The organism is Kitasatospora sp. SC0581, from assembly GCF_048159585.1.
GTDB lineage: Bacteria > Actinomycetota > Actinomycetes > Streptomycetales > Streptomycetaceae > Kitasatospora.
On sequence record NZ_JBLRWA010000014.1, the window covers coordinates 143,363 to 170,340 of the forward strand.

The 26,978-nt window shown below is 73.8% G+C and carries 30 protein-coding genes; 15 read left to right on the forward strand and 15 right to left on the reverse strand.

The genetic code is table 11. The annotated features are described in order from the left end of the window. Positions 1 to 52: 52 nt before the first annotated feature. Positions 53 to 724 carry a TetR/AcrR family transcriptional regulator gene (locus ACLWS4_RS22140; RefSeq protein WP_416874999.1) on the forward strand — a complete coding sequence of 224 codons (672 nt, stop codon included), beginning with the start codon at positions 53 to 55 and terminating at the stop codon, positions 722 to 724. Here ACLWS4_RS22140 and ACLWS4_RS22145 read toward each other — a convergent pair. Next, positions 721 to 1,320 carry a TetR/AcrR family transcriptional regulator gene (locus tag ACLWS4_RS22145; protein ID WP_416875000.1) on the reverse strand — a complete coding sequence of 200 codons (600 nt, stop codon included), beginning with the start codon at positions 1,318 to 1,320 and terminating at the stop codon, positions 721 to 723. The genes ACLWS4_RS22140 and ACLWS4_RS22145 overlap by 4 nt on opposite strands. 130 nt (positions 1,321 to 1,450) lie before the next feature. Here ACLWS4_RS22145 and ACLWS4_RS22150 point away from each other — a divergent pair, with 130 nt between their 5' ends. Beyond that, positions 1,451 to 2,470 (forward strand): hypothetical protein, encoded by a 1,020-nt coding sequence (locus ACLWS4_RS22150; protein ID WP_416875001.1) that lies wholly within the window; start codon positions 1,451 to 1,453, stop codon positions 2,468 to 2,470. A gap of 152 nt (positions 2,471 to 2,622) precedes the next feature. Here ACLWS4_RS22150 and ACLWS4_RS22155 read toward each other — a convergent pair whose 3' ends face one another. Next, positions 2,623 to 3,159: a hypothetical protein gene (locus tag ACLWS4_RS22155; protein WP_049651396.1), complete on the reverse strand. Its 537-nt coding sequence runs from the start codon at positions 3,157 to 3,159 to the stop codon at positions 2,623 to 2,625. Positions 3,160 to 3,264: 105 nt separating this feature from the next. Then, positions 3,265 to 4,473: a serine hydrolase domain-containing protein gene (locus tag ACLWS4_RS22160; protein WP_416875002.1), complete on the reverse strand. Its 1,209-nt coding sequence runs from the start codon at positions 4,471 to 4,473 to the stop codon at positions 3,265 to 3,267. Positions 4,474 to 4,890: 417 nt separating this feature from the next. On the opposite strand from ACLWS4_RS22160, the gene ACLWS4_RS22165 reads away from it, so the two are divergent. Further along, the gene (locus ACLWS4_RS22165; protein ID WP_416875003.1) at positions 4,891 to 5,625 is read left to right on the forward strand and encodes a nucleotidyltransferase family protein; all 735 of its coding nucleotides are present in this window, start codon (positions 4,891 to 4,893) and stop codon (positions 5,623 to 5,625) included. 78 nt (positions 5,626 to 5,703) lie between these two features. Here the strand turns inward: ACLWS4_RS22165 and ACLWS4_RS22170 are convergent, their stop codons facing one another. The 5 genes from ACLWS4_RS22170 to ACLWS4_RS22190 all read right to left on the reverse strand — a co-directional run bounded on the left by ACLWS4_RS22170 (position 5,704) and on the right by ACLWS4_RS22190 (position 8,618). After that, on the reverse strand, positions 5,704 to 6,018 hold the full coding sequence (locus ACLWS4_RS22170) for a hypothetical protein (protein WP_416875004.1): 315 nt from the start codon (positions 6,016 to 6,018) through the stop codon (positions 5,704 to 5,706). 43 nt (positions 6,019 to 6,061) lie between these two features. Beyond that, positions 6,062 to 6,727 carry an SMI1/KNR4 family protein gene (locus ACLWS4_RS22175; protein WP_416875005.1) on the reverse strand — a complete coding sequence of 222 codons (666 nt, stop codon included), beginning with the start codon at positions 6,725 to 6,727 and terminating at the stop codon, positions 6,062 to 6,064. A gap of 42 nt (positions 6,728 to 6,769) precedes the next feature. Then, positions 6,770 to 7,543 carry a maleylpyruvate isomerase family mycothiol-dependent enzyme gene (locus tag ACLWS4_RS22180; RefSeq protein ID WP_074002226.1) on the reverse strand — a complete coding sequence of 258 codons (774 nt, stop codon included), beginning with the start codon at positions 7,541 to 7,543 and terminating at the stop codon, positions 6,770 to 6,772. A gap of 163 nt (positions 7,544 to 7,706) precedes the next feature. Next, positions 7,707 to 7,910, reverse strand: a complete 204-nt coding sequence (locus ACLWS4_RS22185; protein ID WP_049651392.1) for a hypothetical protein — start codon at positions 7,908 to 7,910, stop codon at positions 7,707 to 7,709. A 231-nt stretch (positions 7,911 to 8,141) separates the two neighbouring features. After that, a complete protein-coding gene (locus tag ACLWS4_RS22190; RefSeq protein WP_107418725.1) occupies positions 8,142 to 8,618 on the reverse strand; it encodes an ATP-binding protein in 477 nt (158 codons plus the stop codon). Between the two features lie 122 nt (positions 8,619 to 8,740). On the opposite strand from ACLWS4_RS22190, the gene ACLWS4_RS22195 reads away from it, so the two are divergent. Beyond that, entirely contained in the window at positions 8,741 to 9,610 is an 870-nt protein-coding gene (locus tag ACLWS4_RS22195; protein ID WP_049651390.1) for a helix-turn-helix domain-containing protein, read from the forward strand. Further along, complete coding sequence (locus tag ACLWS4_RS22200) at positions 9,607 to 9,798, forward strand: DUF397 domain-containing protein (protein ID WP_416875006.1); 192 nt, start codon at positions 9,607 to 9,609, stop codon at positions 9,796 to 9,798. Before ACLWS4_RS22195 ends, ACLWS4_RS22200 begins: the two co-directional genes overlap by 4 nt. Positions 9,799 to 9,965: 167 nt before the next feature. Here ACLWS4_RS22200 and ACLWS4_RS22205 read toward each other — a convergent pair whose 3' ends face one another. Together ACLWS4_RS22205 and def are read right to left on the reverse strand one after the other, a co-directional pair. After that, on the reverse strand, positions 9,966 to 10,622 hold the full coding sequence (locus ACLWS4_RS22205) for a class I SAM-dependent methyltransferase (RefSeq protein WP_416875007.1): 657 nt from the start codon (positions 10,620 to 10,622) through the stop codon (positions 9,966 to 9,968). Next, a complete protein-coding gene (gene def, locus ACLWS4_RS22210; protein WP_049651387.1) occupies positions 10,619 to 11,203 on the reverse strand; it encodes a peptide deformylase in 585 nt (194 codons plus the stop codon). The genes ACLWS4_RS22205 and def overlap by 4 nt, the downstream gene beginning before the upstream one ends. 65 nt (positions 11,204 to 11,268) lie before the next feature. Between def and ACLWS4_RS22215 the strand changes: the two genes are divergently transcribed. Beyond that, a complete protein-coding gene (locus ACLWS4_RS22215) occupies positions 11,269 to 11,793 on the forward strand; it encodes an ArsR/SmtB family transcription factor (protein ID WP_380743815.1) in 525 nt (174 codons plus the stop codon). A gap of 20 nt (positions 11,794 to 11,813) precedes the next feature. Here the strand turns inward: ACLWS4_RS22215 and ACLWS4_RS22220 are convergent, their stop codons facing one another. Then, positions 11,814 to 12,344 carry a hypothetical protein gene (locus tag ACLWS4_RS22220; protein ID WP_049651385.1) on the reverse strand — a complete coding sequence of 177 codons (531 nt, stop codon included), beginning with the start codon at positions 12,342 to 12,344 and terminating at the stop codon, positions 11,814 to 11,816. A gap of 219 nt (positions 12,345 to 12,563) precedes the next feature. Here ACLWS4_RS22220 and ACLWS4_RS22225 point away from each other — a divergent pair, with 219 nt between their 5' ends. Beyond that, positions 12,564 to 13,166, forward strand: a complete 603-nt coding sequence (locus ACLWS4_RS22225; RefSeq protein WP_416875008.1) for a GrpB family protein — start codon at positions 12,564 to 12,566, stop codon at positions 13,164 to 13,166. A 4-nt stretch (positions 13,167 to 13,170) separates the two neighbouring features. Here ACLWS4_RS22225 and hemC read toward each other — a convergent pair whose 3' ends face one another. The 3 genes from hemC to ACLWS4_RS22240 all read right to left on the reverse strand — a co-directional run bounded on the left by hemC (position 13,171) and on the right by ACLWS4_RS22240 (position 17,266). Beyond that, on the reverse strand, positions 13,171 to 14,106 hold the full coding sequence (gene hemC / locus ACLWS4_RS22230) for a hydroxymethylbilane synthase (RefSeq protein ID WP_049651384.1): 936 nt from the start codon (positions 14,104 to 14,106) through the stop codon (positions 13,171 to 13,173). A gap of 128 nt (positions 14,107 to 14,234) precedes the next feature. Then, entirely contained in the window at positions 14,235 to 16,544 is a 2,310-nt protein-coding gene (locus ACLWS4_RS22235; RefSeq protein ID WP_416875009.1) for an FtsX-like permease family protein, read from the reverse strand. Then, entirely contained in the window at positions 16,541 to 17,266 is a 726-nt protein-coding gene (locus tag ACLWS4_RS22240) for an ABC transporter ATP-binding protein (protein WP_049651382.1), read from the reverse strand. The genes ACLWS4_RS22235 and ACLWS4_RS22240 overlap by 4 nt, the downstream gene beginning before the upstream one ends. Before the next feature lie 117 nt (positions 17,267 to 17,383). Between ACLWS4_RS22240 and ACLWS4_RS22245 the strand changes: the two genes are divergently transcribed. From ACLWS4_RS22245 to ACLWS4_RS22270, 6 genes are all read left to right on the forward strand, one after another. Continuing rightward, positions 17,384 to 18,256 carry a sensor histidine kinase gene (locus ACLWS4_RS22245; protein WP_387966421.1) on the forward strand — a complete coding sequence of 291 codons (873 nt, stop codon included), beginning with the start codon at positions 17,384 to 17,386 and terminating at the stop codon, positions 18,254 to 18,256. 11 nt (positions 18,257 to 18,267) lie between these two features. Continuing rightward, on the forward strand, positions 18,268 to 18,966 hold the full coding sequence (locus tag ACLWS4_RS22250; protein ID WP_255357472.1) for a response regulator: 699 nt from the start codon (positions 18,268 to 18,270) through the stop codon (positions 18,964 to 18,966). 189 nt (positions 18,967 to 19,155) lie between these two features. Then, positions 19,156 to 20,364 (forward strand): cytochrome P450, encoded by a 1,209-nt coding sequence (locus tag ACLWS4_RS22255; protein ID WP_416875010.1) that lies wholly within the window; start codon positions 19,156 to 19,158, stop codon positions 20,362 to 20,364. A gap of 133 nt (positions 20,365 to 20,497) precedes the next feature. Beyond that, on the forward strand, positions 20,498 to 21,655 hold the full coding sequence (locus tag ACLWS4_RS22260) for a type III polyketide synthase (protein ID WP_074002218.1): 1,158 nt from the start codon (positions 20,498 to 20,500) through the stop codon (positions 21,653 to 21,655). Beyond that, a complete protein-coding gene (locus ACLWS4_RS22265) occupies positions 21,655 to 22,239 on the forward strand; it encodes an NUDIX hydrolase (protein ID WP_380743826.1) in 585 nt (194 codons plus the stop codon). Before ACLWS4_RS22260 ends, ACLWS4_RS22265 begins: the two co-directional genes overlap by 1 nt. Before the next feature lie 98 nt (positions 22,240 to 22,337). Further along, the gene (locus ACLWS4_RS22270; RefSeq protein ID WP_416875011.1) at positions 22,338 to 22,763 is read left to right on the forward strand and encodes an SHOCT domain-containing protein; all 426 of its coding nucleotides are present in this window, start codon (positions 22,338 to 22,340) and stop codon (positions 22,761 to 22,763) included. Between the two features lie 102 nt (positions 22,764 to 22,865). On the opposite strand, the gene ACLWS4_RS22275 is transcribed toward ACLWS4_RS22270, so the two are convergent. Continuing rightward, positions 22,866 to 25,355, reverse strand: a complete 2,490-nt coding sequence (locus ACLWS4_RS22275; protein ID WP_416875012.1) for a Tex family protein — start codon at positions 25,353 to 25,355, stop codon at positions 22,866 to 22,868. Positions 25,356 to 25,534: 179 nt separating this feature from the next. Between ACLWS4_RS22275 and ACLWS4_RS22280 the strand changes: the two genes are divergently transcribed. Beyond that, a complete protein-coding gene (locus tag ACLWS4_RS22280; RefSeq protein WP_074002216.1) occupies positions 25,535 to 25,927 on the forward strand; it encodes a PPOX class F420-dependent oxidoreductase in 393 nt (130 codons plus the stop codon). A 136-nt stretch (positions 25,928 to 26,063) separates the two neighbouring features. Beyond that, a complete protein-coding gene (locus tag ACLWS4_RS22285; protein ID WP_117487304.1) occupies positions 26,064 to 26,963 on the forward strand; it encodes an aminoglycoside phosphotransferase family protein in 900 nt (299 codons plus the stop codon). Positions 26,964 to 26,978 lie beyond the last annotated feature (15 nt).

Genomic DNA, 26,978 nt, shown 5'->3' on the forward strand with positions numbered 1-26,978 from the left:
TAGTCTTGTCAAGGGGAATCGGGGAGAGGCACACCGGAGGAGAGGGAGCACGATGAGCGAGACCGAGGGCACCGAGGCCACCGAGGGCACCCCGGCGGCACGCCCGCACACCGGGCGCCGCCGCAACGAGGCCGCCCACCGCGCGATCCTCGACGCCGCGCTGCGCCTGCTCGCCGAGTCCGACGGCACCCCCGTCACCATCGACGCCATCGCCCGCGCGGCCGGCGTCGGCAAGCAGACCGTCTACCGCTGGTGGCCCTCCAAGGGCGCCGTCCTGCTCGACGCCCTCACCGACCGCGCCGGCCAGGACGTGTCCGGCCCCGACACCGGCGACCTGCGCGCCGACCTGCGCGCCTTCGTCAGCACCACCTTCGAGGCGGCCCAGCGCGACACCACCGCCCCCGCACTGCGCACCGTCGCCCGCGAGGCCGCGCGCGACCCGCACCTCGCCGATCTGATGCGGAGCTTCACCGCCACCCGCCGCACCGCGCTGCGCGAACTCCTCACCCGGGGACGCGAGCGCGGCGAACTGTCCGCGGACGCCGATCCGGACCTCATCGCCGACCAGGTCTACGGGGTGTTCTGGTACCGCTTCCTGCTCGGGCACGGGCCACTGGACGCGGGCACCGCGGAGCGGCTCGCCGACTCACTGCTCACGGGGAACGCCGGCGGGAACGCCGAGGCGAACACCGCGGCGAAGACCGAGGGGAAGCGCGGCCGTTAGCCCCGCTGCCACCCCTGGCCGCGCCCGCGCACCAGGGGCAGGTACACCTCGTCGACGATCTCCACCAGGACGTCGTCCGGCGCCGTCGGCACCCCGCGCGCCATGAACTCGTTGCGCAGCAGCACCATCGCCACCGTCGCCACCCGGGGGTGCAGCGCCTCGGGGGCGGCCTCGCCGCGGGCGACGGCGCGGCCCAGGACGGTGAGCCAGGGCGCGGCCACGGCGTCGCCGGACTGGTCCTGCAGCTGGGCCAGGAACTCCGTGGCGCCGCCGGCCGCGGCCAGCAGCTCGCGCAGTACGGCGCCCAGCGGGGAGCTCCAGTGGCGGTTCGCCTGGCGGAGCAACTCCAGGGCGTCGCCGCGCAGTTCACCGGTGTCGGGGAGCGGGGCGGTCTTCGCGAGCTGCTTGTACGCGGCGATGCCGAGTGCCAGCCGGTTGGGCCAGCGGCGGTAGATGGCGTTCTTGTTGGTGCCCGCGCGGGCGGCGACCTTGTCCATGGTCAGCCCGGCGTACCCGGCCCCGGTGAGCTCCTCGACCGCGGCGTGCAGGATCGCCTCCTCCAGCGCCGCTCCGCGCCGCCGCGTCTGCCCGGCCATGCCCTCGCTCCGCCCAGTCCGCCCGCCGATACCGCCCGTACCCTCCCCATCCTTCTTGCCGTGCCGGGCCGTCGGCAACTAGGGTACTGGGCGTACCGTAAATTCTCTCTCGCCGGAAAGGCGGAAGAACGTGCGCGCCAAGGGAATCAGCTACGACACCGGCTTCATCAGGGACGGGGCGTACTCCCGCGCCTGGTTCGACTCCGAGGCGGTCGAGCGTGAGCTGCGGATCATCCGGGACGACCTGCACTGCACCGCGGTCCGCATCATGGGCGGCGACCCGGAGCGGATCGAGCTCGCCGCCGGCCACGCCGCCGACCTGGGCCTGGAGGTCTGGTTCTCGCCCTACCCGCTGGAACTGACCGCCGACGCGATGCTCGCGCTCCTCACCGACTGCGCCGAGCGCGCCGAGCGGCTGCGGCGGCGCGGCGCCGAGGTCGTGTTCGTCACCGGCGCCGAACTCAGCCTGATGAACCCGGGGTTCCTGCCCGGCTCCGGCATCGGCGAGCGCCTCGCCCTGCTCGCCCGGCCCGAGCAGGTGCGCGCACACCTCGGTGCGGTGAGCGGCCGGGTCAACGCGTTCCTCGCCGAGGCGGTGGCCGCCGTCCGGGCCCGGTTCAGCGGGCGCGTCACGTACGCCGCCGTACCGCTGGAGCGCGTCGACTGGGAGCCCTTCGACCTGGTCTCCCTGGACCTGTACCGCTCCGCCGAGACCGCCGACCGCTTCGCCGGCGGCGTCCGCGAGCTGACCGCCCAGGGCAAGCCGGTCGCCGTCACCGAGTTCGGCTCCGCCACCTTCCGCGGCGCCGGCGACCGGGGCGCGAACGGCCTGGACATCGTCGAGTACGCCGACGGGGGCCCGGTCCGCCTGGACGGCGTCTACGAGCGGGACGAGGCCGGGCAGGCCGCGTACGTCCGGGAACTGCTGGAGGCCTTCGACGCCGGCGGCATCGACGCCGCCTTCGTCTTCACCTTCGCCCTCTACGACCACGTCCACCGCCCGGACGGGGACCCCCGCGACGACCTCGACCTCGCCAGCTACGGCGTCGTCAGGACCTACGAGGACCGCACGGGAACCACCTACCCCGGCCTGCCCTGGGACCCGAAGGAGGCGTTCTCCGCCGTCGCCGAGTACTACCGCACCCACTGAGCCGCCCACCGCGGAAGCGGGGGGGGGGGGGGGGGGGGGCCGGGCGCGCGCCCCCCCCCGCCCCCCCGCCCCCCCGCCCCCCCCCCCCGCGGCGGCGGGGTCTGGGGGCGGGGCCGACGCCCCGCCCACGGCGGCCCGCCCGCGGCCGGGCGTCAACGGGCCGGAGCGGCGGCGGGGCGACGGCGGCGGTGGTAGGCCCAGGCCAGGGCGAGGGTGATCGGGCCCCAGAACATCGCCGTCGAGGTGCAGACCCGCCCCAGGAGCAGCCACCAGCCGTTGCTGTAGCCGACCTCCTCGAACACCCCCAGCCAGCCGAGCGGCATCCCGTCGAACAGGGCCGCCAGGACCAGCCCGCCGAGCACGGCCGGCACGACCGCCGCGAGCGGCGGCACCCGGCGGCCCCGCAGCACGGGCACCCAGCGCGGGAACACCTCGCCCCAACCGCTGACCAGCCCCAGGGTCAGGAGCGTCAGCGCCTCGGTGAGCACGCTCAGACCGATCACGTACGGGGCGGCCCACCAGACGTAGGCCGGGGCCTGCGGGTCGACGGTGCCCATCCGGAAGTCGAACGCGAACGGCAGCCGCCACAGGCAGTGCGGCAGCACGATGAACGGGAGGGCCTTGGCGAGCCGCAGGGCCCACCGGGGAACGGGGCGCTCGGTGTCGCCCACCGGGATGGTCTTCAGCATGCGTCCACGCTCCCGGACACCGCCCCCGCCGCACGTCCACCGCTCGGCCCGTCCCCCTCCCCCGCGCGAGCCAGCCGCCCGTCCGACCACCGGCGGAGACGGGCCCTACTTCCCCAGACCGAAGGCGGACTTCAGCAGCCCGAGGGCGTACGGGGTCTCGGTGCCCTTCAGCGTGGTCGGGTCGACCGAGTACACGACCGTCCGGGAGAGGTCGCGGGTGGCGAAGACGCCGCTGGTGGAACCGGGCCGGGAGCCGGTCTTGCCCCAGGCCACGACGCCGCCGGAGGCGAGGCGCACGAGGCCCATGCTCAGGCACGCCGTGTCGTCCGGGCAGTAGCGGTTGCCCGGGGCGACCGGCACCTCCGGGACGGTGAACAGCTCCTCCTGCTGGGCCGGCGGGAGGAGGCGGCCCCGGAACAGGGCGGTCATGAAGCGGTCCAGGTCGGGGGCGCTGGAGATCATGCCGCCCTCGGCCCAGGGCCACGGGCTCTGCTCGGTGACGTCCACGCGGTGCGAGCCGCCGTCTGCGTCGGGGACGGTCAGGTACGGGCGGGTCGCGGGGCGCCGCAGCGCCGGGTCGTCGGCGTCCGGGAGGGAGGTGTCGCGCAGGCCGAGCGGGCCGATGATCCGACGGCGCAGCTCCTCGGCGTAGCGGTGGCCGGTGACCTTCTCGACGACCAGCCCGGCGACGAAGGTGTTCATGCCGTTGTACTGCTGGGCTGTGCCGGGGTCGAAGGCCGGCGACTGCCCGGCCGTCGAGGCGACGATCTCCTCGGGGGTGGGCGCGTCGAGCTGGTGCTCGGCGAACCAGCCGGTGGTGCCGTCGCCCCAGTACGTGTTGTCGCCGGTGGGCAGTCCGCTGGTGTGGTTGAGCAGCTGCCCCACCGTGACCGCCCCGAACTGGGCGGGGAGGTCCGGGAGGTACCGCCGGACGCTGCCGTCGAGGTCGATCCGGCCCTCGGCGGCGAGTTGGAGGACGACGGTGGCGGTGAAGACCTTCGAGATCGACCCGATCCGGAACCGGCCCTGCGGGTCCACGGCCGCCCCGCCCTCCGCCGAGCTGCCCTCGAACCTTCCGGCGGAGCCGGTGACCCGCACGAACCCGGCGGAGACGTCGGCGGCGGGCCGCTGGGCGAGGGCGGCCCGGAGCGCCGCCGGGTCGAGCGGCGACAGTGCGGACGGGCTCGCCGCCGTCGCCGACACGGTGGAGGTGGTGGCGAGGGCGGGCGTGCCCGCCCCGACCGTCAGCGCGGCCGCCAGGGCGGCGGAGGCGGCCACGACGGCCCAACGGTTGCGGTTCGTGTGCGCGTTCACGTGCGGTCCGGCTCCAGACTGGTCGTCGTCCGGGCCGGTGGTTCCCGGCCCGGACGACGAGTCTTCCGATCCCGCTCGTCCGGGGCATCAGGGGCGGGGAGCCGCCGTCCCCTGATCTTCCGTCAGGGTTGTCCCGGAGGCGCGACACAGGAGGCTGTGGGCGGAGTCCGACTCGGACATCTGCGGACCCGACCGATCACTCCGCAGGACGGGAGCACCGATCACACCGATCACCCGCTCATCGGCGTGACTTCACGGCGATCGGATCGGTTGCCTCTCCAGCGGCGCGTCGGGGCCACCCTCGTCGCATTCGTACGCTCCGTCCGCACCGCGCGGCCGGGGCTCCGAAGCCGTGCCGTCGCTCCCGGGAGGTCGGGAATGCCATCGCCGGACACGTGCTTCCCGATCCGCCAAGCCGTGATCCTGGCAGGCGGACGCGGCAGACGGCTCGCCCCGCACACGGACCTGCGCCCCAAGGCGATGGTCGAGGTCGACGGCGCACCACTGCTGCGCCACCAGCTCGACCGGTTCGCCGACGCGGGCGTGGAGACGGTGGTCGTCTCGGCGGGCTACCGCTCCCAGGTGATCACCGACTACGTCCGCACGGCGCCCCTGCCCGTCCGCACCACCGTGGTCGTGGAGTCCACCCCGCTGGGCCGGGGCGGCGGGCTGAAGCTCGCCGCCCGCGCGCTACCGGCGCCGCGGGACCCGTGGTTCGCCGTCTACGGCGACATCTGGGCCGACTTCCCGCTCACCGCGCTGGGCGCCCACCACCTGCGCTGCGGGGCGCTGGCCACGGTCGCCCTCGTCCCGCCCCGGCTGCCCCGGGGCACGGTCCGCTGCGACGCCCTGGGCCGGGTCGCCGAACTCGCCGCACCGCCCCCGCCCGCCTGCACGGTCAACGGCGGCGTGTACGCCTTCGCGCCCGGGGTCGTCCCCCTGCTACCGGACCGGGGGGACCACGCGACCACGACCCTGCCGCACCTGGTGCGGCTGCGGCAGCTGGCGGGGTACCGCGCCGAGGGCTACTGGTGCGCGGTCAACACCCCGGCGGACCTGCGAGAGCTACGGGAGCGCGTGGCACCGACCGCGCCACCCGGGAACGGACCCGGCCCCAGCGGTACGACCGGGGACCGACACCCGCCGGCCTGAGACCTCCCCGGTCCACGATCGTCCTCAGCACGAGCGACGCAGCGCTCCGCGGCCGGGGAGCGGTGCCGGGGTGGTGGCTCAGGTACGCCGTCTCCCGGGGTACGGAGGCAGGGCGGGGCCCGGCAGCCGGACCTGACGCGAGTACACCGGCGGAGTGCCCTCCGTGGGGGCGGGCTCCGTGAAGCACTCCAGGAGCAGCTCGCCGCGCAGGTCGTCGAGCTCGTCGGGCGCCTCCTCCAGCAGGGCGTCCGCCCACACCTCCAGGGGCACGTTCCTCAGCGCGTCGTTCGGAACCCGGTTGACCGGCTCGGGCCCCAGCACCGCGAACTCCGGCTCGCCGTCCGCACGGAACCGCAGCCGCCACCAGTACGGCTGCCAATGAGGGCGCTTCACCGGGAACCGCCTCCCGTCCGCGGTGCGCGTGCGTGCGGCACCCTCACGTCCTGACCCAGGGCATCTCCGTCGACCCGGGCGCCGTGAGGAACCCCTCGATCCCCCACTCGGCGCCCCAGTTCCTGCCCGCCCAGTCCCCCTTCGGCGACCAGAGGGGCCGGGCCGGCTGCGGCCCCCACACGGCAGGGTCCGCGCGCACCAGCAACTCGTCCTCCGCCGCGTAGCCGCCGGTCAGCACGGTGACCAGGAACTCCGCGAAACCACCGTCGAAGTGGTCGAGCCGGTCCTCGTAGAACACCGCCACCGGCCACTGCTCGGGGTCCGGACCGGTGGTCAGCCAGCAGCACTGGTTGTGGTTGCTGTTCCAGCCCCAGGGCAGCAGGCCGCCCGGGTCCGGGAACACCGGGGTGGGGCCCGGCAGCTCCCACCACACCTCTTCGCCTTCGAGCTGATCGCGGAGATCGGTGTCGGTCCTGAAGCGCCATCCCGCCAGACCGGTCGGCTCGCCGGCGTGGACCGGCGTCTCCGTCGGCGTGTACACACCCCACTCGCCGTTCAGGTTCACCCCGCCGTACAGGTCGATGAACGCCCGGTAGTCCGAGGGCAGTTGGACCCCCAGCTCGGCAGGCGCCGACTCCCACGGAACCCGCGCCGGGGCGTACACCGGCTCCCCCATGATCGCCCGCAGTCGGTCCCACGCCTCGGCCATCGCCCGCCCTCTCGCCGATTGCCGGCCCACCGGATGCCGCCTCTACGCGGTCGGGTCCCACTCCGCGAGCTGCTCCATCGGCTCGGTGGTGCCGGAGTTGTCCAGGCTGTCGAGCGGGATGCGGTCGTAGAAGTAGAGGACCAGGTCGCTCGCCGCCCCGCGCATCACCATGTCGCCCGGCTCCGCGTCGGCGGCGAGGCCGTCGCAGCGGACGCCGGAGGCGTCGAGGGTCAGGCGCCAGGAGCGGCCCTCGGCCGCGTGCAGGTCGATGGTCGCCGGCTTGAACGGCCAGGGGACGGTCGTCGCCGAGACGGTCGTCAGGAACTCGTCGACGCCCTCGACCGCGACGTCCGCCGGCAGCGGCTGTGCGGCGCCCAGGATGAGCTGGACGTCGTAGGTGTGGACGGCGATCTCCTGGATCTGGTGCCGGGCCAGGGCTCCGCTGGTCTCCGGGGCCTGCGAACGGCCCCACCAGGTCCAGCAGCCGCGGTCCGGACCGGCCTCGCGCAGAGCGTCGAGCATGAGCCCGGTCGACTCGGCGAGCCAGGCGTCCAGGGCTTCGCGGTCACGGGGCGCGGTCGGGGCGCCCTTCGGGGACGTCTTCGCCGGGGGCTCGGCGCCCGGGCCCGCCGCGACGATGGCGGCCTGGCGGCGGCGGCCGTCGCCGAGGTGCTGCGCCAGTTCACGCAGCGTCCAGTCCGGGCAGGTCGGGACCTGGACGTCGAGGTCGGGGGCGGCCGCGATCGCGGCGCGGAAAGCGGCCGACCGGTCCTCGATCAGCCTCAGGACCTCGGGAAACTCCACTATGTTCTGCACGCCGGATTGTGTATCACGGCACTCCGGCCACCGGACAGCGAATTTGTCGGCATGGTCCCTGCGGTGGACCGGAGCACGGGGGCGCCGACGTCACCGATACACCGGACGACAGCGGCCGGTGGGTCGCGGCCCCCGGCCGGGGCCGGGGGGCCGCGGGAGGCGGTCAGCCCGCCATACAGGCGGCCCACTGGCCGCGAGCGAAGGACGCGCCGCCGGACCAGTAGTTGACGTTCCACGCCGCGGTGCACTGCTCCCTCTTCGACAGCTGCCGCGGGTAGGCGTTCGCCTGGGTCCCGGTGGCCAGGACGAGCACCGGGGCCAGCACGGCGGCTACGGCCGAGGCGGCGACAAGTCGGCGGATCTTCATGGGTGTGGATCCCTCTTTCGAGACGGCCGGACGCTCCGACGGAGCCCGGCCGGAGTGGTCGGCTCCGTGCGCCACATCCTGGCAATGCCCCTCGACCTGGGGGTATCCCACAAACCTGGGATGTCCCCGGACCGGCGGTGGGCGTCGGCGAGGAAGCGACAGGAGTGGGAAGTCGGAGGGGTCGACTTCCCACTCCTGTTGGTTCAGTGGGGTGTTGGGCTATCGCGGGGTTCAGGGGGCATCGGGGACATCGGGCGCGGCGGGCGCGACGAGGTCGAGTTCGGCCCACACGGTCTTGGAGTTGGGGTGGCGGGGGATGGTGCCCCAGCGGTGGCTGAGGGCGTCGATGAGGGTGAGGCCGCGTCCGGTCTGGGCACTGGGGGTGTGGACGGTGGGGAGGACGGGGAGTCTGTCACCCCGGGGGTCGCTGATCTCGATGCGAAGGGTGGTGCCCCGGCGCACGGAGGTGGTGAGGGAGAGGTGAAGCTCGAACCCGCGCCCCGGAACGCGTCCGTGCGTGATCGCGTTGGCGGCCAGCTCCGTGACGATCAGCAGCGCGCAGTGGAACGGCTCGGTGTGCGTGGAGTCCAGCCCCCAGTGGGTGAGTTGACGCCTCGCCAGGCGCCGGCAGACGGCGGCGCCCTTGGGGGTGGCGGCGAAGAGGGCGGTACGGGACCGGGGGTTTTCGAGGGGGGTTTCGGTCGTCATGGGAGTTAAGCGTGGTCGGGTGGACGTACGCTGACCAGCAGCCCGGCGGACACAGAGAGTATCTGTACGGGTGCACATAGTTGGCCTGCCGGTCGACCCAAGATCGAAAGAGATGGACTGCGATGAGCCTTGAGGGAACCGTCTTCGAGGACGGCGAGACGGCGGAGGGCTTCGACGGCGTCGCGGAGTTCTACAGCGCGGTCGGGAAGATGATCAAACTCCTCCGCGAGCGGGCGGGAATCACGCAGAAGCAGCTGGCCAAGACCACCGGCTACAGCGAAGACCACGTCGGGGCCGTGGAGCGGGGCGTGCGGACCCCGAGGATCGAGTACCTGACGGTGGTGGACGACGCCCTTGACGCAGGCGGGCTGCTCAAGGTCGTCGCGGACGACGTGATGAAGGCGAAGGTGCGCGTGTCCGAGAGGCACCCCGCCTACAACAAGGCCTTCACCCAGGAAGAGTGGAAGGCGATCGAGATCCACGAGTACAGCAGCCTCCACATTCCTGGACTTCTCCAAACGGAGGCCCATGCACGAGCACTGTTCGACATGCGCAGGCCGTGGCTCTCCGTGGAGCAGGTCGACCAGTGGGTTGCCGCGAGGTTGGAGCGGCAGCAGATCCTCACTCGCTGGCCTTTGCCGGTCATGAGTTGGGTGATCGACGAAAGCGCCCTGCGTCGTCCGCTGGGCGGCTGGGACGTTCACCGGGAGCAGTTGCGCCACCTGCTCAAAGTCGCCGAGATCCGGGGCCTGGAGTTGCAGGTCATGCCGCTCGACAGGACCGAGAATGCCGGCATGGGGGGTTCGTTCGTCCTCCTCACACCGAACGGACGGCCGCAGATCGCGTACGTTGCGGTCCAGCACGTCAACAGGCTGATCACGGAGCCGGAAGAAGTCCGTAAGATGGCCGCACGGTACGGCACTCTCAGGGGGCAGGCGCTCACCATGAGGGAGTCCTTGGCCTTGATCGAAATGATCCTGGGAGAGCGATGAGCATGGCCGAGCTGACGTGGTTCAAGAGCAGCTACAGCAGCAATGAAGATGCCGCGTGCGTGGAGGTCGCCGAGACCCCCGGCACCGTCCACGTGCGTGACTCCAAGGACAAGAGCGGCCCCCAGCTGGCCTTCGAGCCGGCCACGTGGGCGGCCTTCGTGAAGTTCGCCGCCACCACCGAGGTCTGACCGACCAGAGCTCCCCCAAACGGCCCACCGCCTTCCCGGCGGCGGGCCGTTGGCGTACCCGCTGCCTCCTGCCCCCACCCGACAGATCCACTCTGTACGGGTCCGGGCCGGCGTGTGTCAGCCCCCGACGCTCTCCCTGGTCCGGCGGGCCGCGTCGATGTCCGGGCTCAGCGCCGGCCGGGCGCCTGGGCCAGCAGGCAGGCGTGGGACCGGTTTTCCCGCTGCGGGTGCGGCTGTTCCGTCCGCGCCGTGACGGTGAAGCCGGCCTGTTCGAGGAGTTCGGCGAGGTGCCCGGCCGGGACGAGGTGCGAGGCGTACGACACCGGGTGGCCGTACGCCTGGGTCGGGCGCAGCAGTTGGGCCTCGCCGACGTGGCCGCCGAGGAGGAGGTGGCCACCGGGTGCGAGGACGCGGGCGAACTCGGCGAAGAGGCCGGGCAGTTGCGAGGCCGGGGTGTGGTGGACGGAGTACCAGGCGAGGATGCCGCCGAGGGCTCCGTCGGGGAGGTCGAGGGCGTCCATCGAGCCGTGCAGGAAGCGCAGTCGGGGGTAGGCCCGGCGGGCGAGCGCGACCATCTCGCCCGACACGTCCACCCCGAAGGCCCGCAGCCCCAGGCCGGACAGGTACGCCGTCACCCGCCCGGGGCCGCAGCCGAGGTCCGCGACCTCGCCGCCGCCCGACTCCCGTACCAGCTCCGCGAAGGCGGCGAGCATGGCGCGGGACACCGGGTCCATGCCCTCCGGCGGGACGACGAGGCGGAGGTAGTCGGCGGCGACGGCGTCGTACGAGGCGCGGACGGCGGCGAGGTGCGCGGGTTCGGTCACCGCGCCATCTTGGCAGCCCTGGTGGCGCGTTCGGCGAAGACCTTCTCCCGGCGGTCGGCGGTCTGCTTCAGCATGCGCTTGCGGTCGCGGGCGGAGAGGCGGTCGATGTAGAGGCCGCCGTTCAGGTGGTCGGTCTCGTGCTGGAGGCAGCGGGCGAAGTAGCCGGTGCCCTCGATCACGACGGGGTCGCCGTGCTGGTCGACGCCGCGCACCACGGTGCGGGCGGGGCGGGCGAGTTTGGTGTTCGCGCCGGGGACGGAGAGGCAGCCCTCGGTCTCCTCGATCAGTGCGCGGCCGGGCTCCTGCTCGTCGACCACCGGGTTGAGCACGTGGCCGGTGTGCCGGACGCCGTCGTCGTCGGGGCAGTCGTAGACGAACAGGCGCAGGTCGACGTCCACCTGGTTGGCGGCGAGGCCGCAGCCGTCGGCGACGTGCATGGTGGCGAACATGTCGTCGATGAGCCGGGCCAGGCGCTCGCTGCCGAAGTCCTCCTCGGTGGCGGTCCGGCAGGTGCGGCTCAGGATCTCCTCCCCCACCTCGGTGATCCGCAGGACGGTCGGCCGTTCGCGCAGCTCGGACACGGGAGGGCACTCCTTCGAGAGACGGTACTTGCGGTCTGACTTTGCAAAGTAGCAGACTTTGCAAAGTGACCGAAGACCTCGTCAGAACCGGCCCCCTCCCCGAGCACGCCGTCCGCACCGCGCTGCTGGACCTGCTCGCCGAGCGCGAGCACGGCACCGTCACCTCCACCGAGGCCGCCGCCCGGCTCGGCCTCAGCTCCGGCCTCTGCTCGTTCCACCTGCGGCAGTTGGCCCGGTACGGGCTGATCGAGGAGGCCCCGGCCACCGACGGGCGGGCCCGGCCCTGGCGGCTGCCGACAAGCCGACCGGACGCCGTGGAAGGCGGGTTCGGAGAGCTGGCGCGCGGCCTGGAGGACGAGAGCTACCAGCACTGGCTCGCCCGGCGCGCCGAGGCCCCGGCCGAGTGGCGGCAGGACGAGGCCTTCAGCGCCGTCGTCTACCTGACGCCCGAGGAACTGGCCGCCGTCGGCGAGGAGGTCCGCCGGATGCTGGCCCGCTACCGGGGCCGCGAGACCGACCCGGCCGCCCGCCCCGCCGGGGCCCGCCCGGTCGCCGCCGTCACCCGGCTCTTCCCGCTCCTCGACCAGTAGACAGCCGGATGGACAGGCCGTCAGACGGCCCGCGAACGCGCCCGCACCGCCCGTACCAGCGGCCCGGCCGCCAACCCCGCCGCCGCTCCGAAGGCGACCCCCTGCACCCCGTCCCAGACGTCCTGCACGTCGCAGGCCCGCCCGATCGCCGGCAGCGCGTAGTGCACCGCCGACACCGCGAACGGCAGCACCGCCGCACCCAGCAGCGCCGCCGCCCGCCGCCGGGGGCCCGCCAGCGCCGCCGCGAAACCGACCGGGGCGTACGTCGCCAGCTTGAGCTCGATGTGCCGGACGTGCAGCAGCTCGTACGGCGACCGCGGCCGGCCGCCCGCCACGGCGCAGTGCCGGACGGCGCCCTCCGAGAGCCGGAACGCCTCCGGCAGCAGGGTCGCCACGACCACCCCGCCGAGCCCGAGCAGCAGGACGAAGCCCACCACCCAGTGGGCCCGCAGCAACCGCCCCACCGGCCGGTTCAACAGGGCCGCGGGCACCAGCGAGAGCAGCAACCCGGGCCAGAACATCGGCATCCCGCCGAGCACCGCACTGATCACGCCTCAAACGGACGCCCCGCGCACCCGGCCGGTTCTCACCCGGAAGAGAAAAACCTCCGGAGCGTCACCATCCGCTCACCGCGCGGACCGTCAGGCGACCGCGCGGAAGGCGACGCGGCCCCGACCCGACGGCCGCGCGAAGGCCGACGCGTCCTGGTCTACTGGGTCGGTCCCCGACGAGGACCCCCTTGACCAGCACCCGAGGAACAGGAGCCGGCCGTGCCCGAGCAGGAGATCCCGCGCGTCCCCATGACCACCGAGGAGATCGAGGCGGCCAACCTGGGTGCGCCCACCAGGCCCGACGGCCGGATCGTCCTGCGCGACCACGACCCGCGGTGGCCCGCGGCCTACCAGCGGGAGGCCGCCGGCATGGCGGAGTCCCTGGCCCACCTCGACCACCGGATCGAGCACGTCGGTTCCACCTCCGTGCCCGACCTCCCCGCCAAACCGGTCGTCGACATGCTGCTGATCGTGCCCGACTCCGCCGACGAGGCGGCCTACGTGCCCGCCCTCGAAGCCCTGGGCTACCGGCTCGCCGTCCGCGAACCCGACTGGTACGAGCACCGCGTCCTGCGCCGGTACGCCATCGACCCCAGTGCCGACTACGCCAACCTGCACGTGCTGTCCGCCGGATGCCCCGAGATCGGGCGGATGCTGCGCTTCCGCGACCGGCTGCGCCGCCACCGCGGCGACCGCGAGCTGTACGCCGACGCCAAGCGGGCCCTGGCCGAGCAGTCCTGGGAGTACCTGCAGAACTACGCCGACGCCAAGACCGAGGTGATCGCCGGCATCATCGAACGGGCCGCGGCCGAAGAGGAATAGGCGCTCAGTGCGGGATCGAGGAGATCAGCTCCTGCGCGCCCTGCCGCTTGAGCGCCAGCGCCACCGACGTCCCGAGGTCCTCCGGGCTGAGCGCGCCCGCCCACTCATGGGCGTCCAGCACCTGCTTGCCGTCCGGGGTGAAGACCCGGCCGCGCAGCGAGAGGCGGCCGTCCCGCTCGGCCCTGGCGTACCCGGCGATCGGGCTGTTGCAGTGGCCCTGGAGCGCGTGCAGGAACATCCGCTCGGCCGCCGCCTCGCGCCAGGTGTCGTGGTGGCCGAGGCCGGTGACCGCCTCGATGGTCGCGGTGTCGCCCTCGCGGCACTGCAGGACGAGGATGCCGGCGCCGATCGGCGGGCACATCGCCTCGATGCCGAGCACCTCGGTGATCCGCGCCTGCTCGCCGATCCGCTCCAGGCCGGAGAGGGCGAGCAGCAGCGCGTCGACGTCCCCGGCGTCCAGCTTGGCGAGCCGGCTGTTGGCGTTGCCGCGGATCGGGAGGCACTCCAGGTGCGGGTGGGAGGCGGCGAGTTGGGCGACCCGGCGGACGGAGGAGGTGCCGATCCGGGTGCCGGGCGGGAGGGCGGCCAGCGGCAGGCCGCCGGGGTGGACGAGGGCGTCGCGGATGTCGTCGCGGCGCAGGTAGGCGGCGAAGACGGTGCCCGCCGGCAGCGGTCGGTCGGCGGGCACGTCCTTGAGGCAGTGGACGGCGACGTCGGCCTCCCCGGCGAGCAGCGCGGCGTCGACCTCCTTGGTGAAGGCGCCCTTGCCGCCGAGGGCGGCGAGATCACCCGTCCAGCGGTCGCCCGAGGTGGTGACGGGCACCACCTCGGTGCGCAGCCCCGGGTGCAGGGCGGCGAGTTCGGTGCGGACCCGCTCGACCTGGGCCAGTGCCATGGGCGAGGAGCGGGAGACGATGCGGATCAGCTCAGCGGTGGCCATGGCGCAGATGATAGGCGTCCTCACGGCACGGACTGAGCATGCGTCAGTTCCGTGACGGGAACGCGGCGGACCCGCGCACGGCGGAGGGCCGGTCGGATGATCCGACCAGCCCTCCCCCCACCCCGGACTCACTCGTTGTGCAGCACCTCGGCGATCGGCAGCCGGGCGGCCGAACGGGCCGGGACGAGCGCGCCGAGGACGGCGATGGCGACGCCCGCGACGCCGACGCCGGTGAGCAGCGGGGCGCTCCAGACGTCCATCGTCCACTCCGGGAAGAGGATGCTCCCGACGTTCTCGATGAGCAGCCGGTGCGCCAGGATGCCGGCCGGGACGCCGATGAGCGCGCTGACCACGCCCTGCCAGGCCACCGAGGTGATCGTCATCGTCACCACCTGGCGGGGTGTCATGCCGATCGACTTGAGCATGCCGAGGTCCCGGCGGCGCTCGCGGATGGTGAGCAGCAGGGTGTTGAAGACGCCCAGCGCGGCGACCACCGACAGCAGGACGGTGAAGATCGTGGCGAAGCTGATCACCGCGACGATCGGGCCGGACGGGTCGGGCGCGAACACCTGGGCCGAGAGGCTCGGGTCGGCGGCCGTCACGGCCCGCTGGTACGCCTGGGCGTCGGCGCCCTCGGCGAGGCTGATGTCGTACTCGACCGCGTGCGGGTCGTCGGTGAGCGCGGCCCGGGTGAGGTCGTTGGAGGTGAAGGCCCGGGCGTTGCCCTGGACCACCTCGCCGACGACGGTGACGGTCAGCCGGCGGCCGTCGAGGTCGAGGGTGAGCCGGTCGCCGATCCTGAGTCCGTGCTCCCGGAGGAAGGAGGGCCCGGCCTCGATCTCGTTCGGCCCGGTCGCCGCGCGGCCCCTGACCACCTCGCGCTGCAGCTGCTCCGTGATCCCGTCGCCGCTGAGGAAGTCGGCGAAGACCGGCTGGGTGAAGCCGACCAGCCCGACCTTGACCAGCCCGCGGACGTGGACCTGGTCGGCGCCGGGTGTGGTCCGCAGCATCGTCTCGGTCTGGGCGGGGGTGAGCCGGGGCTCGGTCTTGTTGCCCGCGAAGTGGGCGGTCTGCACCCTGACGTGGGTGTGGCCGTCGTTGTGGCCCACCAGCCTGGTCAGGGTGGTGCCCAGTCCCGACGTCACGGTCACGGTGAGCACGCCGAGCACGATCGCCGACATGGTGAGCGCGGTGCGGCCGGGGCGGGCGAAGGGCTGGCCGAGGCCGAGGCTGACGGCGCGCGGCAGGCGGGTGCCGCTCATCAGGCGCTGGACCTTCAGTCCGCGCCCGGCGCGCGGTGCGCTGCCGGCCGAGATGGCCTGGGCGGCGGACAGCCGGTGGGCGCGCGAGGCGGGGAGGAGGGCGGCGAGGACCACCAGCAGCGGGACGCTGACCAGGGTGGCGGCGGGCAGCCAGCCGGCCGGTTCGATGACGGCGGTGCCGGTGGTGATCCCGGAGAAGGCGGCCTGGAGGATCGGGTGGGCCGCCACCCAGCCGGCCGCGGTGCCGAGGACGGTGCCGGCGACGGCGGGTACCGAGACCATGGTCAGGTAGACGGTGACCACCTGGCGCGGGGTGAAGCCGATCGCCTTCAGCACGCCGATGTGCCGGTAGCCGGAGACGACCGCGCCGCTCACCACGTTGCCGACGATCAGCGCGGCGACGACCAGGCCGAGCACGCCGAAGACCGTCATCAGCGGCAGGTAGGCGTCGGCGCCCGCGGAGAAGGCGTCCTTGAGCACCAGGTAGGACTGGACGTTGGTGAGCGCGTCCTTCGGCAGGCCCTCGGTGGCGGTGGCCAGGGCGGAGGTGAGCCGCTGTTCGTCGGAGGCGTCGGAGAACCGGTAGAGCATCTGCCGGGCGCTGGGGTGCAGGTCGGCGGCCTGTTCGGGGGTGACCCAGCCGCCCGCGCTCTGGCTCATGCTGGTGGCGTAGCCGACGATGGTCAGCGTCCGGCCGCCGCTGAGGGGCAGCGGGTAGTCCAGGTTGGCGGGCGAGTAGCCGCCGAACGGCTCGTTGATGACGACCTCGCCGGGCTTGCTCGCCCAGCGGCCGCCCAGCAGTTGCACCCGGTCCACCGGGCCGGCCGGGTCGGAGCGGCCGACCAGGGTGAGCGCTCCGGGCGGGCTGCCGACCCAGTCGGTGGGGATCTCCACCACGGCCTGGTCGAACGGCCCGGCGGCGGCCTCGACGCCGGGCCGGTGGGCGGTGGCGGCCAGTTGTTCCGGCGTGGCCCCGGCCGGGTCGAAGGTCGCGACGACGTGGGCGCCGCGCTGCTGGGAGAAGGCGTCGTCGAAGGGGGCCCGGGCGGCACTGATCACCGCGAGGGCGAGCAGCACGGTCGTGGTGGAGCAGAAGACGACCAGACCGATCACGATGGTCTGCACCCGGCGGCGCTTCACGGCCGCCCGGGAGGCACGCCAGACGGCGCCGGTCATGCGGACGCCTCCAGCATCCGGTCGCCGGCCACCCGGCCGTCCGCGACCTCGACCAGCCGGCTGGCGCAGCGGGTGGCCAGGGCGGGGTCGTGGGTGACGATCAGCAGGGTCTGGCCGATCTGGTTGAGGTCGATCAGGAGGTCCATCACCTGCTCTCCGGAGCGGCTGTCCAGGGCGCCGGTGGGCTCGTCGGCGAGCAGCAGGGCCGGGCGGTTCATCAGGGCGCGGGCCACCGCGACGCGCTGGCGCTCGCCGCCGCTGAGCGTGGCCGGGTAGACGTCCTTGCGGTGCGCGACGCCGAGTTCGTCCAGCAGCTCCAGCGCCCGGCGGCGGGCCTGGCGGGCGCCGGTGCCGGTCAGCTGGGCGGCCAGGGCGACGTTGTCGAGGGCCGGGAGGTCGTCGATCAGGTTGAAGAACTGGAAGATCATGCCGACGTGCCGGCGGCGGAACAGGGCCAGCCCGTTCTCGTTCAGCCGCCCGAGGTCCTGGCCCTGCACCCGGACGGTGCCGGCGGTGGGCCGGTCCAGTCCGGCCACCATGTTCAGCAGGGTGGACTTGCCGCACCCCGAGGGGCCCATCACGGCGACCGCCTCGCCGGCGCGGATCCGCAGGTCGACGCCGTCGAGCGCCTTGGCGTCGCCGAACTCCTTGTGCACCCCGGACAGCTCGACGACGACCTGCGCGTCGTCCGGCCGGGAGGTCCCGTCGTGGTCGTTGCTCATGGTGGACGACCGTAGGCGCGGGGCCGCCGCCGGCACGTCCCACCCCGGGTGTAACCGCGGCGGCCGTAGTACCCGGGATGTACGGGGGCGGCACCCCCGGATGATGTGGATCATGCGGTGACCTGGGAGGCTGTCGCCGTGTGGGGAACGGGGTGGGAGTGGGCGGCCGTCGCGACGGCCGCTGCGGCGGGCACGGCGGCCGGCTGGCTGGCGGTGGCGCTCGCCCGGGCGCGGCGGCTGCACCGGGCGGCCATCGGCGAGCGCGGCTGGCTGCTGGAACGGGAGCGGGAGAGCGCCGCCCGGACCGCCGTGGAGGCCGAACGGTCCCGGATCGCCGCCGAGTTGCACGACATCGTGAGCCACAACGTGAGCCTGATGGTGGTGCAGGCCGGGGCCGCGCGCGAGGTGCTGGCCACCATGCCCGCGGAGGCGGCGGCCGCGATGGCCGCGGTCGAGGCGGCCGGGCGGGACACGATGACCGAGCTGCGGCACCTGCTCGGCCTGCTGGCCCCCGCCGCGGACGGCAGCGAGGAGCCCGCGCCGGACGGCTTCGCGCCGCAGCCCAGCCTGAGCCGGCTGAGCCCGCTGATCGACCGGTTCGCCTTCGCCGGGCTGCCGGTCGAGGTGCGGGTCTCGGGCGAGCCGAGACCGCTGCCGGGCGGGATCGACGTGACGGCGTACCGGATCATCCAGGAGGCGCTGACCAATGCGCTCAAGCACGGGGACGGGGTGACGGCGGAGGTGACGGTGCGCTACGCGGACCACTACCTGCGGGTGGAGGTGCTCAACAGCGGTCCGAGCGTGCTCTCCGGGGCGGCCGCCGCGTCAGGGGGACGAGCCGCACCGGACGGGCCGAGGCCGGACGGCGCCGGGCGCGGGCTGATCGGCCTGCGCGAGCGCGTCGCGGTGTACGGCGGGGACCTGGACGCCCGGCGCCGGCTCGGCGGCGGCTTCCGGGTCCGCGCCCGCATCCCGCTGGACCGGCCGTGACGGAGGAGAACGTGCCCCAGGACCAGGAGCGCCGCCCCCGGGTGGTGATCGCCGACGACCAGGAGCTGGTCCGCACCGGCTTCCGGATGATCCTCACCGCGCGCGGCATCGACGTGGTCGCCGAGGCCTCGGACGGCGCCGAGGCGGTGGCCGCCGCCGTCCTGCACCGCCCGGACGTGGCGCTGCTGGACATCCGGATGCCCGGCACGGACGGCCTGGAGGCCGCCCGGCGCATCCTGGCCCAGGTGCCCGGCTGCCGGGTGATCATGCTGACCACCTTCGACCTGGACCACTACGTCTACGCCGCGCTGTCCGCCGGGGCCAGCGGCTTCCTGCTCAAGGACGTCACCTCCGCCCACCTCGCCGCCGCCGTACGGCTGGTGGACACCGGGGACGCGCTGCTCGCCCCCTCGATCACCCGGCGCCTGGTCGAGCGGTTCGCGGCCGGCGCCCCGCGCCCGGCCCCGGGCGCCGACGGCCCGGCGCTGCACCGCGACCTCGCGCCGCTCACCCCGCGCGAGGCGGAGGTGCTGGCGCTGCTCGGGCGCGGGCTGTCCAACACCGAGCTGGCGCGCGAGCTGACGCTCAGCGAGTCGACGGTGAAGACCCACGTGGCCCGGATCTTCGCCAAGCTGAACCTGCGGGACCGGGCGCAGGCGGTGGTGCTCGCCTACGAGACCGGGCTGGTCGCGCCGGGCGGCGCCGACTGAACGTCAACTTCCCTTGACCTCATGCTGATTGGCATGAATATCAGCCCAATCTCACTCCTTGGAGTTAACTCTCTTCACCACGTTCTCCTTTTTGCCAGTTCATGGGGCACCATCTGCATGTCCACGCCCGAACGTGACCACCACCTCGGGCGCCACCCCCCGGCATGACGAGAACACTTGGACCGGCCCGTGACCACCACCGCCCCCGTGTGGGACTGCCCCTTCCACCACACCGACGGCCTGGAGTTCGACCCCCTCCTGAAGCGACTGCTCACCGAGGCCCCGGTCGCCAGGATCCGGCTGCCGCACGGCGAGGGCGAGGCCTGGCTGGCCACCCGCTACGAGGACGTCAAGGTGGTCACCAGCGACCGCCGGTTCAGCCGCGCCGCCGGCATCGGCCGCGACCTGCCCCGGATGACGCCCGCCCCGATCGCCCAGGCCGAGGCGATCAACCTGATGGACCCGCCCGCCCACAACCGGCTGCGCCGGCTCGTCGCCCAGGGCTTCACCAACCGCCAGGTCGAACGGATGCGCCCGGCCACCCAGCGGACCGTCGACGGCTACTTCGACGAGATGACCGAGCACGGCGCCCCCGCCGACCTGATGCACTTCCTGGCCGGCCGCCTTCCCCTCACCACCATCTGCGAACTGCTCGGCATCCCCGCCGCCGACCGCGCCGAACTGCGCGGCCACGCCGTGGCGATGATGCGGATGGGCCCCGGCAGCCGGGACGGCCAGGAGGCCGCCAAGAGCGCGCTGCGCGACTACTTCACCGGGCTGACGGCCGAGCGCCGCGCCCACCCCGGCGAGGACCTGATCAGCGCCCTGGCCACCGCCCGCGACGGCGACGAACTGCTGGAACCGGACGAGCTGACCGTCATGGCGATGGTCCTGCTGGTCACCGGCCACGACACCAGCACCTACCAGCTCGGCAACCTCACCTACACCCTGCTCACCCACCCCGAGCAGCTCGCCAAACTGCGCGCCCGGCCCGAGACGCTGCCCCGCGCCCTGGAGGAGCTGCTGCGCTTCATCCCGTTCCGCCAGGGCGTCGGCATCGCCCGGGTCGCCACCGAGGACGTCGAACTGGGCGGCGTGCTGATCCGGGCCGGCGAGGCCGTGCACGTCTCCTACCTGACCGCCAACCGGGACCCGGCGGCCTACGAGCGCCCCGACGAACTGGACCTCGACCGCGACGCCGGGCCCGTCAACATGACCTTCGGGTACGGCCAGCACCGCTGCCTCGGCTCGCACCTGGCCCTGATGGAGCTGCAGGTCGCCATCGGCACCCTGCTGCGCCGCTTCCCCGGCCTGCGGCTGGCCGTCGAGCCGTCCGAACTCGACTGGAACTCCGGCTCGATCTGGCGCTTCCCGCGCACCCTGCCGGTGGCCTGGTAGCCGACTCCCCGCCTGCCGCCGCCACCCGTCACCACCACCCGCCGCCGCCCGCCGCCCCCGGCCGCCGCGGCGTCCGCACCGCTCCACGCATCCACCATGCCTGCCACCAGGCCCCCAGGGGAGACCCGTACCCATGGCAACACTCTGCCGCCCCGCCATCGCCGTACCCGAGCACGTCATCACCCTCGACGAGACCCTCGCCCTGGCCCGCACCCTGCACGCCGGCCACCCCCAACTCGGCCTGGCACTACGGCTGATCGAGAACACCGGGGTGCGCACCCGGCACCTGGTCCAGCCGATCGAGCGGACCCTCGCCCACCCGGGCTTCACCGTCCGCAACGAGGTGTACGAGCGCGAGGCCAAGCGGCGCGTCCCCGAGGTGGTCGAACGCGCCCTCGCCCACGGCGAGTTGACCGCCCGGGACATCGACCTGATCGTCTACGTGTCCTGCACCGGCTTCATGATGCCGTCGATGACCGCCTGGCTGATCAACACCATGGGCTTCCGCTCCGACACCCGCCAGGTGCCGATCGCCCAGCTCGGCTGCGCGGCCGGCGGCGCCGCCGTCAACCGGGCGCACGACTTCTGCCGCGCCTACCCGGGCGCCAACGTGCTGATCGTCGCCTGCGAGTTCTGCTCGCTCTGCTACCAGCCGACCGACCTCGACGTCGGCTCGCTGCTCTCCAACGGGCTGTTCGGCGACGCGGTCGCCGCCGTGGTGATGCGCGGGAACGGCGGGCACGGCGTGCAGGTCGAGCGCAACGGCTCGCACCTCGTCCCGCACACCGAGGACTGGATCTCGTACGGGGTGAAGGACACCGGCTTCCACTTCCAGCTGGACCGCCGGGTGCCCGGCACCATGGAGCTGCTCGCGCCCGCGCTGCGCGGCCTGGCCGGGGAGCACGGCTGGGACGTCTCCGGGCTCGGCTTCTACATCGTGCACGCGGGCGGCCCGCGCATCCTGGACGACCTGTGCCGCTTCCTCAACCTGGAGCCCGCCACCTTCCGCTACAGCCGGGCGACGCTCACCGAGCGCGGCAACATCGCCAGCGCCGTCGTCTTCGACGCCCTGGCCCGGCTGTTCGCCGACGGCGGCGTGCCCGAGGGCACCACCGGGCTGATCGCGGGCTTCGGACCGGGCATCACCGCCGAGATCTCGCTGGGCAGTTGGGTCGGCGCACCGGCCGAAGGGGCGCGTCCGCGCCGGCCGCGCGCCATCTCCACCTCCGACATCGCGCTCGTCCATCCGACCGTCCCCCGCCGTTTCCCGACCGGCACTACGATCTCCTGATGACCGATACCACGGAGCGCACCGACACCTCTGCCAGATCAGCCGAACTCGCCGCCCTGTTCCCGGCGTTGCACGCGCCGCAGTACTGGAGCTGGGGCCGCTTCGACGCGCAGTTCTCCACCGAGCCGCCGCCGGACGCCCTGGTCACCAACATCCACCTGGTCGGCTTCGCGGACGGTCAGGTCGTGCTCTGCCGGGACGACCGGGACCACTGGTTCCTGCCCGGCGGCACCCGGGAGCAGGACGAGGGCATCGTCGCCTGCCTGGCCCGGGAGCTGCGCGAGGAGGCGGGTGCCCGGCTGCTCGGCGAGCCGCACTGGCTGGGCGCGCACCGCTGCCGCACCGAGGACCCGGTGCCGTACCGGCCGTGGCAGCCGCACCCGGAGAAGGCCTGGCTGTGGGGCTGGGGCGAGGTCGCGCTGGACTCCGCGCCGACCAACCCGGCGGACGGCGAGCAGGTGGTCGAGGTCCGTCCGGTGCCGCCCGCGGAGGCCCAGCGGCTGCTGCTGGCCGGGCACGACGCCTGGTGGGGCGAGCTGGTCGCGCTGGCGGTGGAGCTGCGCCGACGGGCCGGGCTGGGCTGAAACCGCTCCCCGCCGGGATATTCCCACTGGGGCGGAAGACCACCGGAACGGCCGAACAGCAGCAGGCCGTGTCCGTTTTGCGGTGATATGACTCGGCCATGGACACCAAACTGCTGGCCGTGGACTACCCGGCGCTCCACATCTTCTGGACGATGCTGGAGCTGTTCCTCTGGATCCTCTGGTTCTTCCTGCTGTTCAAGATCATCACGGACATCTTCCGCAGCCACGACCTCGGCGGCTGGGCCAAGGCCGGCTGGCTGGTCCTGGTGATCATCCTGCCGCTGATCGGCGTCCTCGCCTACCTGATCGCCCGCGGGCAGTCGATGGGCAAGCGGGACGTCGAACAGGCGGAGCGGTCCGAGGCCGCGTTCAAGTCCTACATCCGGGACGCCGCCGGAACGGCACCGGCGGGCGGCGGAGGCGGCAGCCACGTCGACGACCTGGCGAAACTGGCGGCCCTGAAGGAGAAGGGCGCCATCTCCGAGGAGGAGTACCAGAAGGCCAAGGACAAGCTCCTGGCCTGACCCGCACGGACGGCCGGGGCCGGCGGACGCACCGTGACGTCCACCGGCCCCGGCCGCTGCCGCTGTCGGGTTCCGGGTGCCGGTTCGGCTCCGCTCAGCCGTTCAGCGCCGCCCGGAGCGCCGGTCGCCGCGGCCGCCGTCGCCGCCGGTCAGGCCCGCGCGGCGCAGCGCGTCCGCCATGGCGCTGTTGGCCGGCGCACCGCCGCCGGAGCCGCCGCGGTCACCGCCGCCGCCCTGACCGCCGCCGCGCCGGTCCTGGCCGCCGCGACCGCCCTGGCCCTGGCCGCCCTGGCCGGCGCCCCGGCGCTCCTGGCGCGGCGGGCGGGCCTGGCGGTCACCGCGGTCGCCGCGGTCGCCGCGGTCCCCGCCGCGCTCGCGCCCGACCTCGTCGTCCAGCCGCAGGGTCAGCCCGATCCGCTTGCGCGGCACGTCCACCGTGAGCACCCGGACCTTGACGATGTCGCCGGGCTTGACCACCTCGCGCGGGTCCTTGACGAAGTTCCTCGACAGCGCCGAGACGTGCACCAGCCCGTCCTGGTGGACACCCACGTCCACGAAGGCCCCGAAGGCGGCGACATTGGTGACCACGCCCTCCAGCACCATGCCGACCTCCAGGTCGCCGATCTTGTCGACGCCCTCCTTGAAGGTCGCGGTGCGGAAGGCCGGGCGCGGGTCGCGGCCCGGCTTGTCCAGCTCGCCGAGGATGTCGGTGACGGTCGGCACGCCGAAGGTGTCGTCGGCGAAGTCCGCCGGGCGCAGCGCCCGCAGCCGCTCGCCGTTGCCGATCAGCTCGCGCAGCTCCCCGCCGGTCGCGGCCAGGATGCGGCGCACCACCGGGTAGGCCTCCGGGTGCACGCTGGAGGCGTCCAGCGGGTCCTCGCCACCGGGGATGCGCAGGAAGCCCGCGCACTGCTCGAAGGCCTTGGGGCCCAGCCGGGAGACGTCCTTGAGCTGCCGGCGGGTGCGGAACGGGCCGTTGGCGTCGCGGTGCGCGACGATGTTGTCGGCCAGCGTGCCGGTGACCCCGGAGACCCGGGTGAGCAGCGGCGCCGAGGCGGTGTTGACGTCCACGCCGACGGCGTTGACGCAGTCCTCGACCACCGCGTCCAGCGAGCGGGAGAGCTTCACCTCGCTCAGGTCGTGCTGGTACTGGCCGACGCCGATCGACTTGGGGTCGATCTTGACCAGCTCGGCCAGCGGGTCCTGGAGCCGGCGGGCGATCGAGACCGCGCCGCGGATCGACACGTCCAGGTCCGGCAGCTCCTGCGAGGCGAACGCCGAGGCCGAGTAGACCGAGGCGCCGGCCTCGCTGACCATCGCCTTGGTGAGCTTCAGCTCGGGGTGGCGCCCCAGCAGGTCCTCGGCGAGCTTGTCGGTCTCCCGGGATGCGGTGCCGTTGCCGATCGCGACCAGGTCGACGTCGTGCTTCTTCGCCAGGGCCGCCAGCGTCGCCAGGGCCGCGTCCCACTTGTTGGCGGGCTGGTGCGGGTAGATCGTGTCGTACGCGACGACCTTGCCGGTGGCGTCCACCACGGCGACCTTCACGCCGGTGCGGAAGCCCGGGTCCAGGCCCATGGTGGCGCGGGTGCCGGCCGGGGCGGCGAGCAGCAGGTCGCGCAGGTTGGCGGCGAAGACCCGCACCGCCTCCTCCTCGGCCTCGGCGCGCAGCCGGGCGCGCAGGTCGATGCCGAGCCGGACCAGCACGCGGGTGCGCCAGGCCCAGCGGACGGTGTCGCCCAGCCACTTGTCGGCCGGGCGGCCGCGGTCGGCGATGCCGAAGCGGGCGGCGATCCGCTGCTCGTAGTCGTTCTCGCCCGGAAGGTCGCCCTCGGACTCGCCGTCGTACGGGGAGAGGTCGAGGTCGAGCACCTCCTCCTTCTCGCCGCGCAGCATCGCCAGGATGCGGTGCGAGGGGAGCCGGGTGTACGGCTCGGCGAAGTCGAAGTAGTCGGCGAACTTGGCGCCGTCGCCCTCCTTGCCGTCGCGGACCTTCGCCACCAGCCGGCCGCGGGTCCACATCCGCTCGCGCAGCGAGCCGACCAGGTCGGCGTCCTCGCCGAAGCGCTCGACCAGGATCGCCCGGGCGCCCTCCAGGGCCGCGGCGCCGTCCGCCACCGACTCGTTGAGGTACTGGGCGGCCAGCGCGGCCGGGTCCTGCCCCGGGTCGGCCAGCAGGGTGTCCGCCAGCGGCTCCAGGCCCGCTTCGCGGGCGATCTGCGCCTTGGTGCGCCGCTTCGGCTTGAACGGGAGGTAGATGTCCTCCAGGCGGGCCTTGGAGTCCGCGGCGAGCACCCGGGCGCGCAGCGCGTCGTCCAGCTTGCCCTGGGCCTCGATCGACTCCAGCACGGCCGCCCGGCGGTCCTCCAGCTCGCGCAGGTAGCGCAGCCGTTCCTCCAGGGCACGCAGCTGGGCGTCGTCGAGGGAGCCGGTGACCTCCTTGCGGTAGCGGGCCACGAAGGGCACGGTCGAGCCGCCGTCGAGCAGATCGACGGCCGCCTTCACCTGCCCCTCGCGGACACCCAGCTCCTCGGCGATCTTCCGCTCGATCGCCTGCTGGGCCTGCCGGGCCACCTGTTCGACTGGCGTGGTCACGAAGCCGGTCACCTTCTCCATCAGTGCTTGCGCCGTACGCCCTGCATTCTGGCAGGTGCCGACGACACCGACCGGCCGCCCCCGGGACGGCCGGGCGTGGCGCGCGCCTCCCGCTGACGGCCCCGGGGCTCCACCGAGGCTTGAGCGGGGCCCAGTTGCCGCTTCCTAGGCTGGCGGGCATGGACACTCTGGATGCCGCCGCCGAGTTGGAGCGGCTCGCCGCCGCCAAGTACCTGCTGTTCACCACCTACCGGAGGAACGGCACTCCGGTCGCCACCCCGGTGTGGGTCGCGCGCGACGGGGACGCGCTGGTCTTCACCACCGTCACCAAGACCGGCAAGGTCAAGCGCCTGCGCAACCGTTCGGACGTGCTGGTCGGGCCCAGCGACATCCGCGGGAACCTGCTCGGCGCCCAGGTGCCGGCCACCGCGGTGCTGGACCCCGACCGGGCGCCCGCCTACCGGAAGCTGCTGCGGCGCAAGTACGGCCTGCTGTGCGCGGTGGCGCTGACCGCCAACGTGCTGCGCTTCGGCAAGGGCGGCACCATCGGGGTGCGGGTCACCTTCGGGTGACCGTCGGGGCCGTCGGGGCCGTCAGGGCCGTCGCCGGGTGGCCGAAATCGCGCGTTCCGGTTCGAACGACCTTCGGAATGTGAGCAGTTCGGCAATCCGGCTGAACGGCGACGACCGGAGCTGTACGCTGCCGGGCATGTGCGCTGCCACCCGGATCCACCCCGACGGGCCGGTGGTCGACGCGGCCCTGGTGCGGCGGCTGATCGCCGCCCAGTTCCCGCAGTGGGAGCGCCTCCCGGTCACCCCCGCCGCCACCTCCGGGGCGGACAACGCGATGTTCCGCCTCGGGCCCGAACTCGCCGTCCGGCTGCCCCGGGTGGAGTGGGCCGCCGGGGGCCTGCGGCGGGAGCAGCAGTGGCTCTCCCGGCTGGCCCCGCGGCTGCCGCTGCCCGTCCCGGCACCGCTCGCGGTCGGCCGGCCCGCCGCCGGCTACCCGTGGGAGTGGTCCGTCCTGCACTGGCTGGACGGCGCCAACCCGGTCGTCCACGCCCTGGCCGCACCCCAGGCGCTGGCCCGCGACCTGGCCGGCTTCGTCAACGCCCTGCGCGCCGTCGACCCGGCCGACGCCCCCGTCTCCCAGCGCAGCGTCCCGCTCGCCTCCCGCGACGGCGCCACCCGCGCGGCCATCGCCCAGCTCTCCGGCTCGATCGACACCGAGGCCGCGACCGCCCTGTGGGACAAGGCACTTCGACTGCCCGACTACGCCGGCCCGCCGGTCTGGCTGCACGGCGACCTCACCCCCGGCAACCTGCTGCTCACCGGCGCCGGCCGGCTCGCCGCCGTCATCGACTTCGCCCTGATGGGCGTCGGCGACCCGACCGCCGACCTGATCGCCGCCTGGAACCTGCTGCCCGCCACCGCCCGCCCCGCCTTCCGCGCCGCCCTCCACGCGGACGAGGCCATGTGGGCCCGCGGCCGCGCCTGGGCGTTCTCCCTCGCCCTGGTGACGATCCCGTACTACCGCCACACCGACCAGGCCCTGACCGCCAACGCCCGCCACGTCGTCCGCGAGGTCCTCGCCGACCGCGGCGTGTAGGGCAGGGCGGTGCCC

Bases quoted from the DNA above. Each gene is read 5' to 3' on its own strand.
- ACLWS4_RS22140 (WP_416874999.1), top strand. From the start codon at position 53: ATGAGCGAGACCGAGGGCACCGAGGCCACCGAGGGCACCCCGGCGGCA.
- ACLWS4_RS22145 (WP_416875000.1), bottom strand. From the start codon at position 1,320: ATGGCCGGGCAGACGCGGCGGCGCGGAGCGGCGCTGGAGGAGGCGATC.
- ACLWS4_RS22155 (WP_049651396.1), bottom strand. From the start codon at position 3,159: ATGCTGAAGACCATCCCGGTGGGCGACACCGAGCGCCCCGTTCCCCGG.
- ACLWS4_RS22175 (WP_416875005.1), bottom strand. From the start codon at position 6,727: ATGGCCGAGGCGTGGGACCGACTGCGGGCGATCATGGGGGAGCCGGTG.
- ACLWS4_RS22185 (WP_049651392.1), bottom strand. From the start codon at position 7,910: ATGAAGATCCGCCGACTTGTCGCCGCCTCGGCCGTAGCCGCCGTGCTG.
- ACLWS4_RS22190 (WP_107418725.1), bottom strand. From the start codon at position 8,618: ATGACGACCGAAACCCCCCTCGAAAACCCCCGGTCCCGTACCGCCCTC.
- ACLWS4_RS22195 (WP_049651390.1), top strand. From the start codon at position 8,741: ATGAGCCTTGAGGGAACCGTCTTCGAGGACGGCGAGACGGCGGAGGGC.
- ACLWS4_RS22200 (WP_416875006.1), top strand. From the start codon at position 9,607: ATGAGCATGGCCGAGCTGACGTGGTTCAAGAGCAGCTACAGCAGCAAT.
- hemC (WP_049651384.1), bottom strand. From the start codon at position 14,106: ATGGCCACCGCTGAGCTGATCCGCATCGTCTCCCGCTCCTCGCCCATG.
- ACLWS4_RS22235 (WP_416875009.1), bottom strand. From the start codon at position 16,544: ATGACCGGCGCCGTCTGGCGTGCCTCCCGGGCGGCCGTGAAGCGCCGC.
- ACLWS4_RS22240 (WP_049651382.1), bottom strand. From the start codon at position 17,266: ATGAGCAACGACCACGACGGGACCTCCCGGCCGGACGACGCGCAGGTC.
- ACLWS4_RS22260 (WP_074002218.1), top strand. From the start codon at position 20,498: ATGGCAACACTCTGCCGCCCCGCCATCGCCGTACCCGAGCACGTCATC.
- ACLWS4_RS22265 (WP_380743826.1), top strand. From the start codon at position 21,655: ATGACCGATACCACGGAGCGCACCGACACCTCTGCCAGATCAGCCGAA.
- ACLWS4_RS22270 (WP_416875011.1), top strand. From the start codon at position 22,338: ATGGACACCAAACTGCTGGCCGTGGACTACCCGGCGCTCCACATCTTC.
- ACLWS4_RS22280 (WP_074002216.1), top strand. From the start codon at position 25,535: ATGGACACTCTGGATGCCGCCGCCGAGTTGGAGCGGCTCGCCGCCGCC.
- ACLWS4_RS22285 (WP_117487304.1), top strand. From the start codon at position 26,064: ATGTGCGCTGCCACCCGGATCCACCCCGACGGGCCGGTGGTCGACGCG.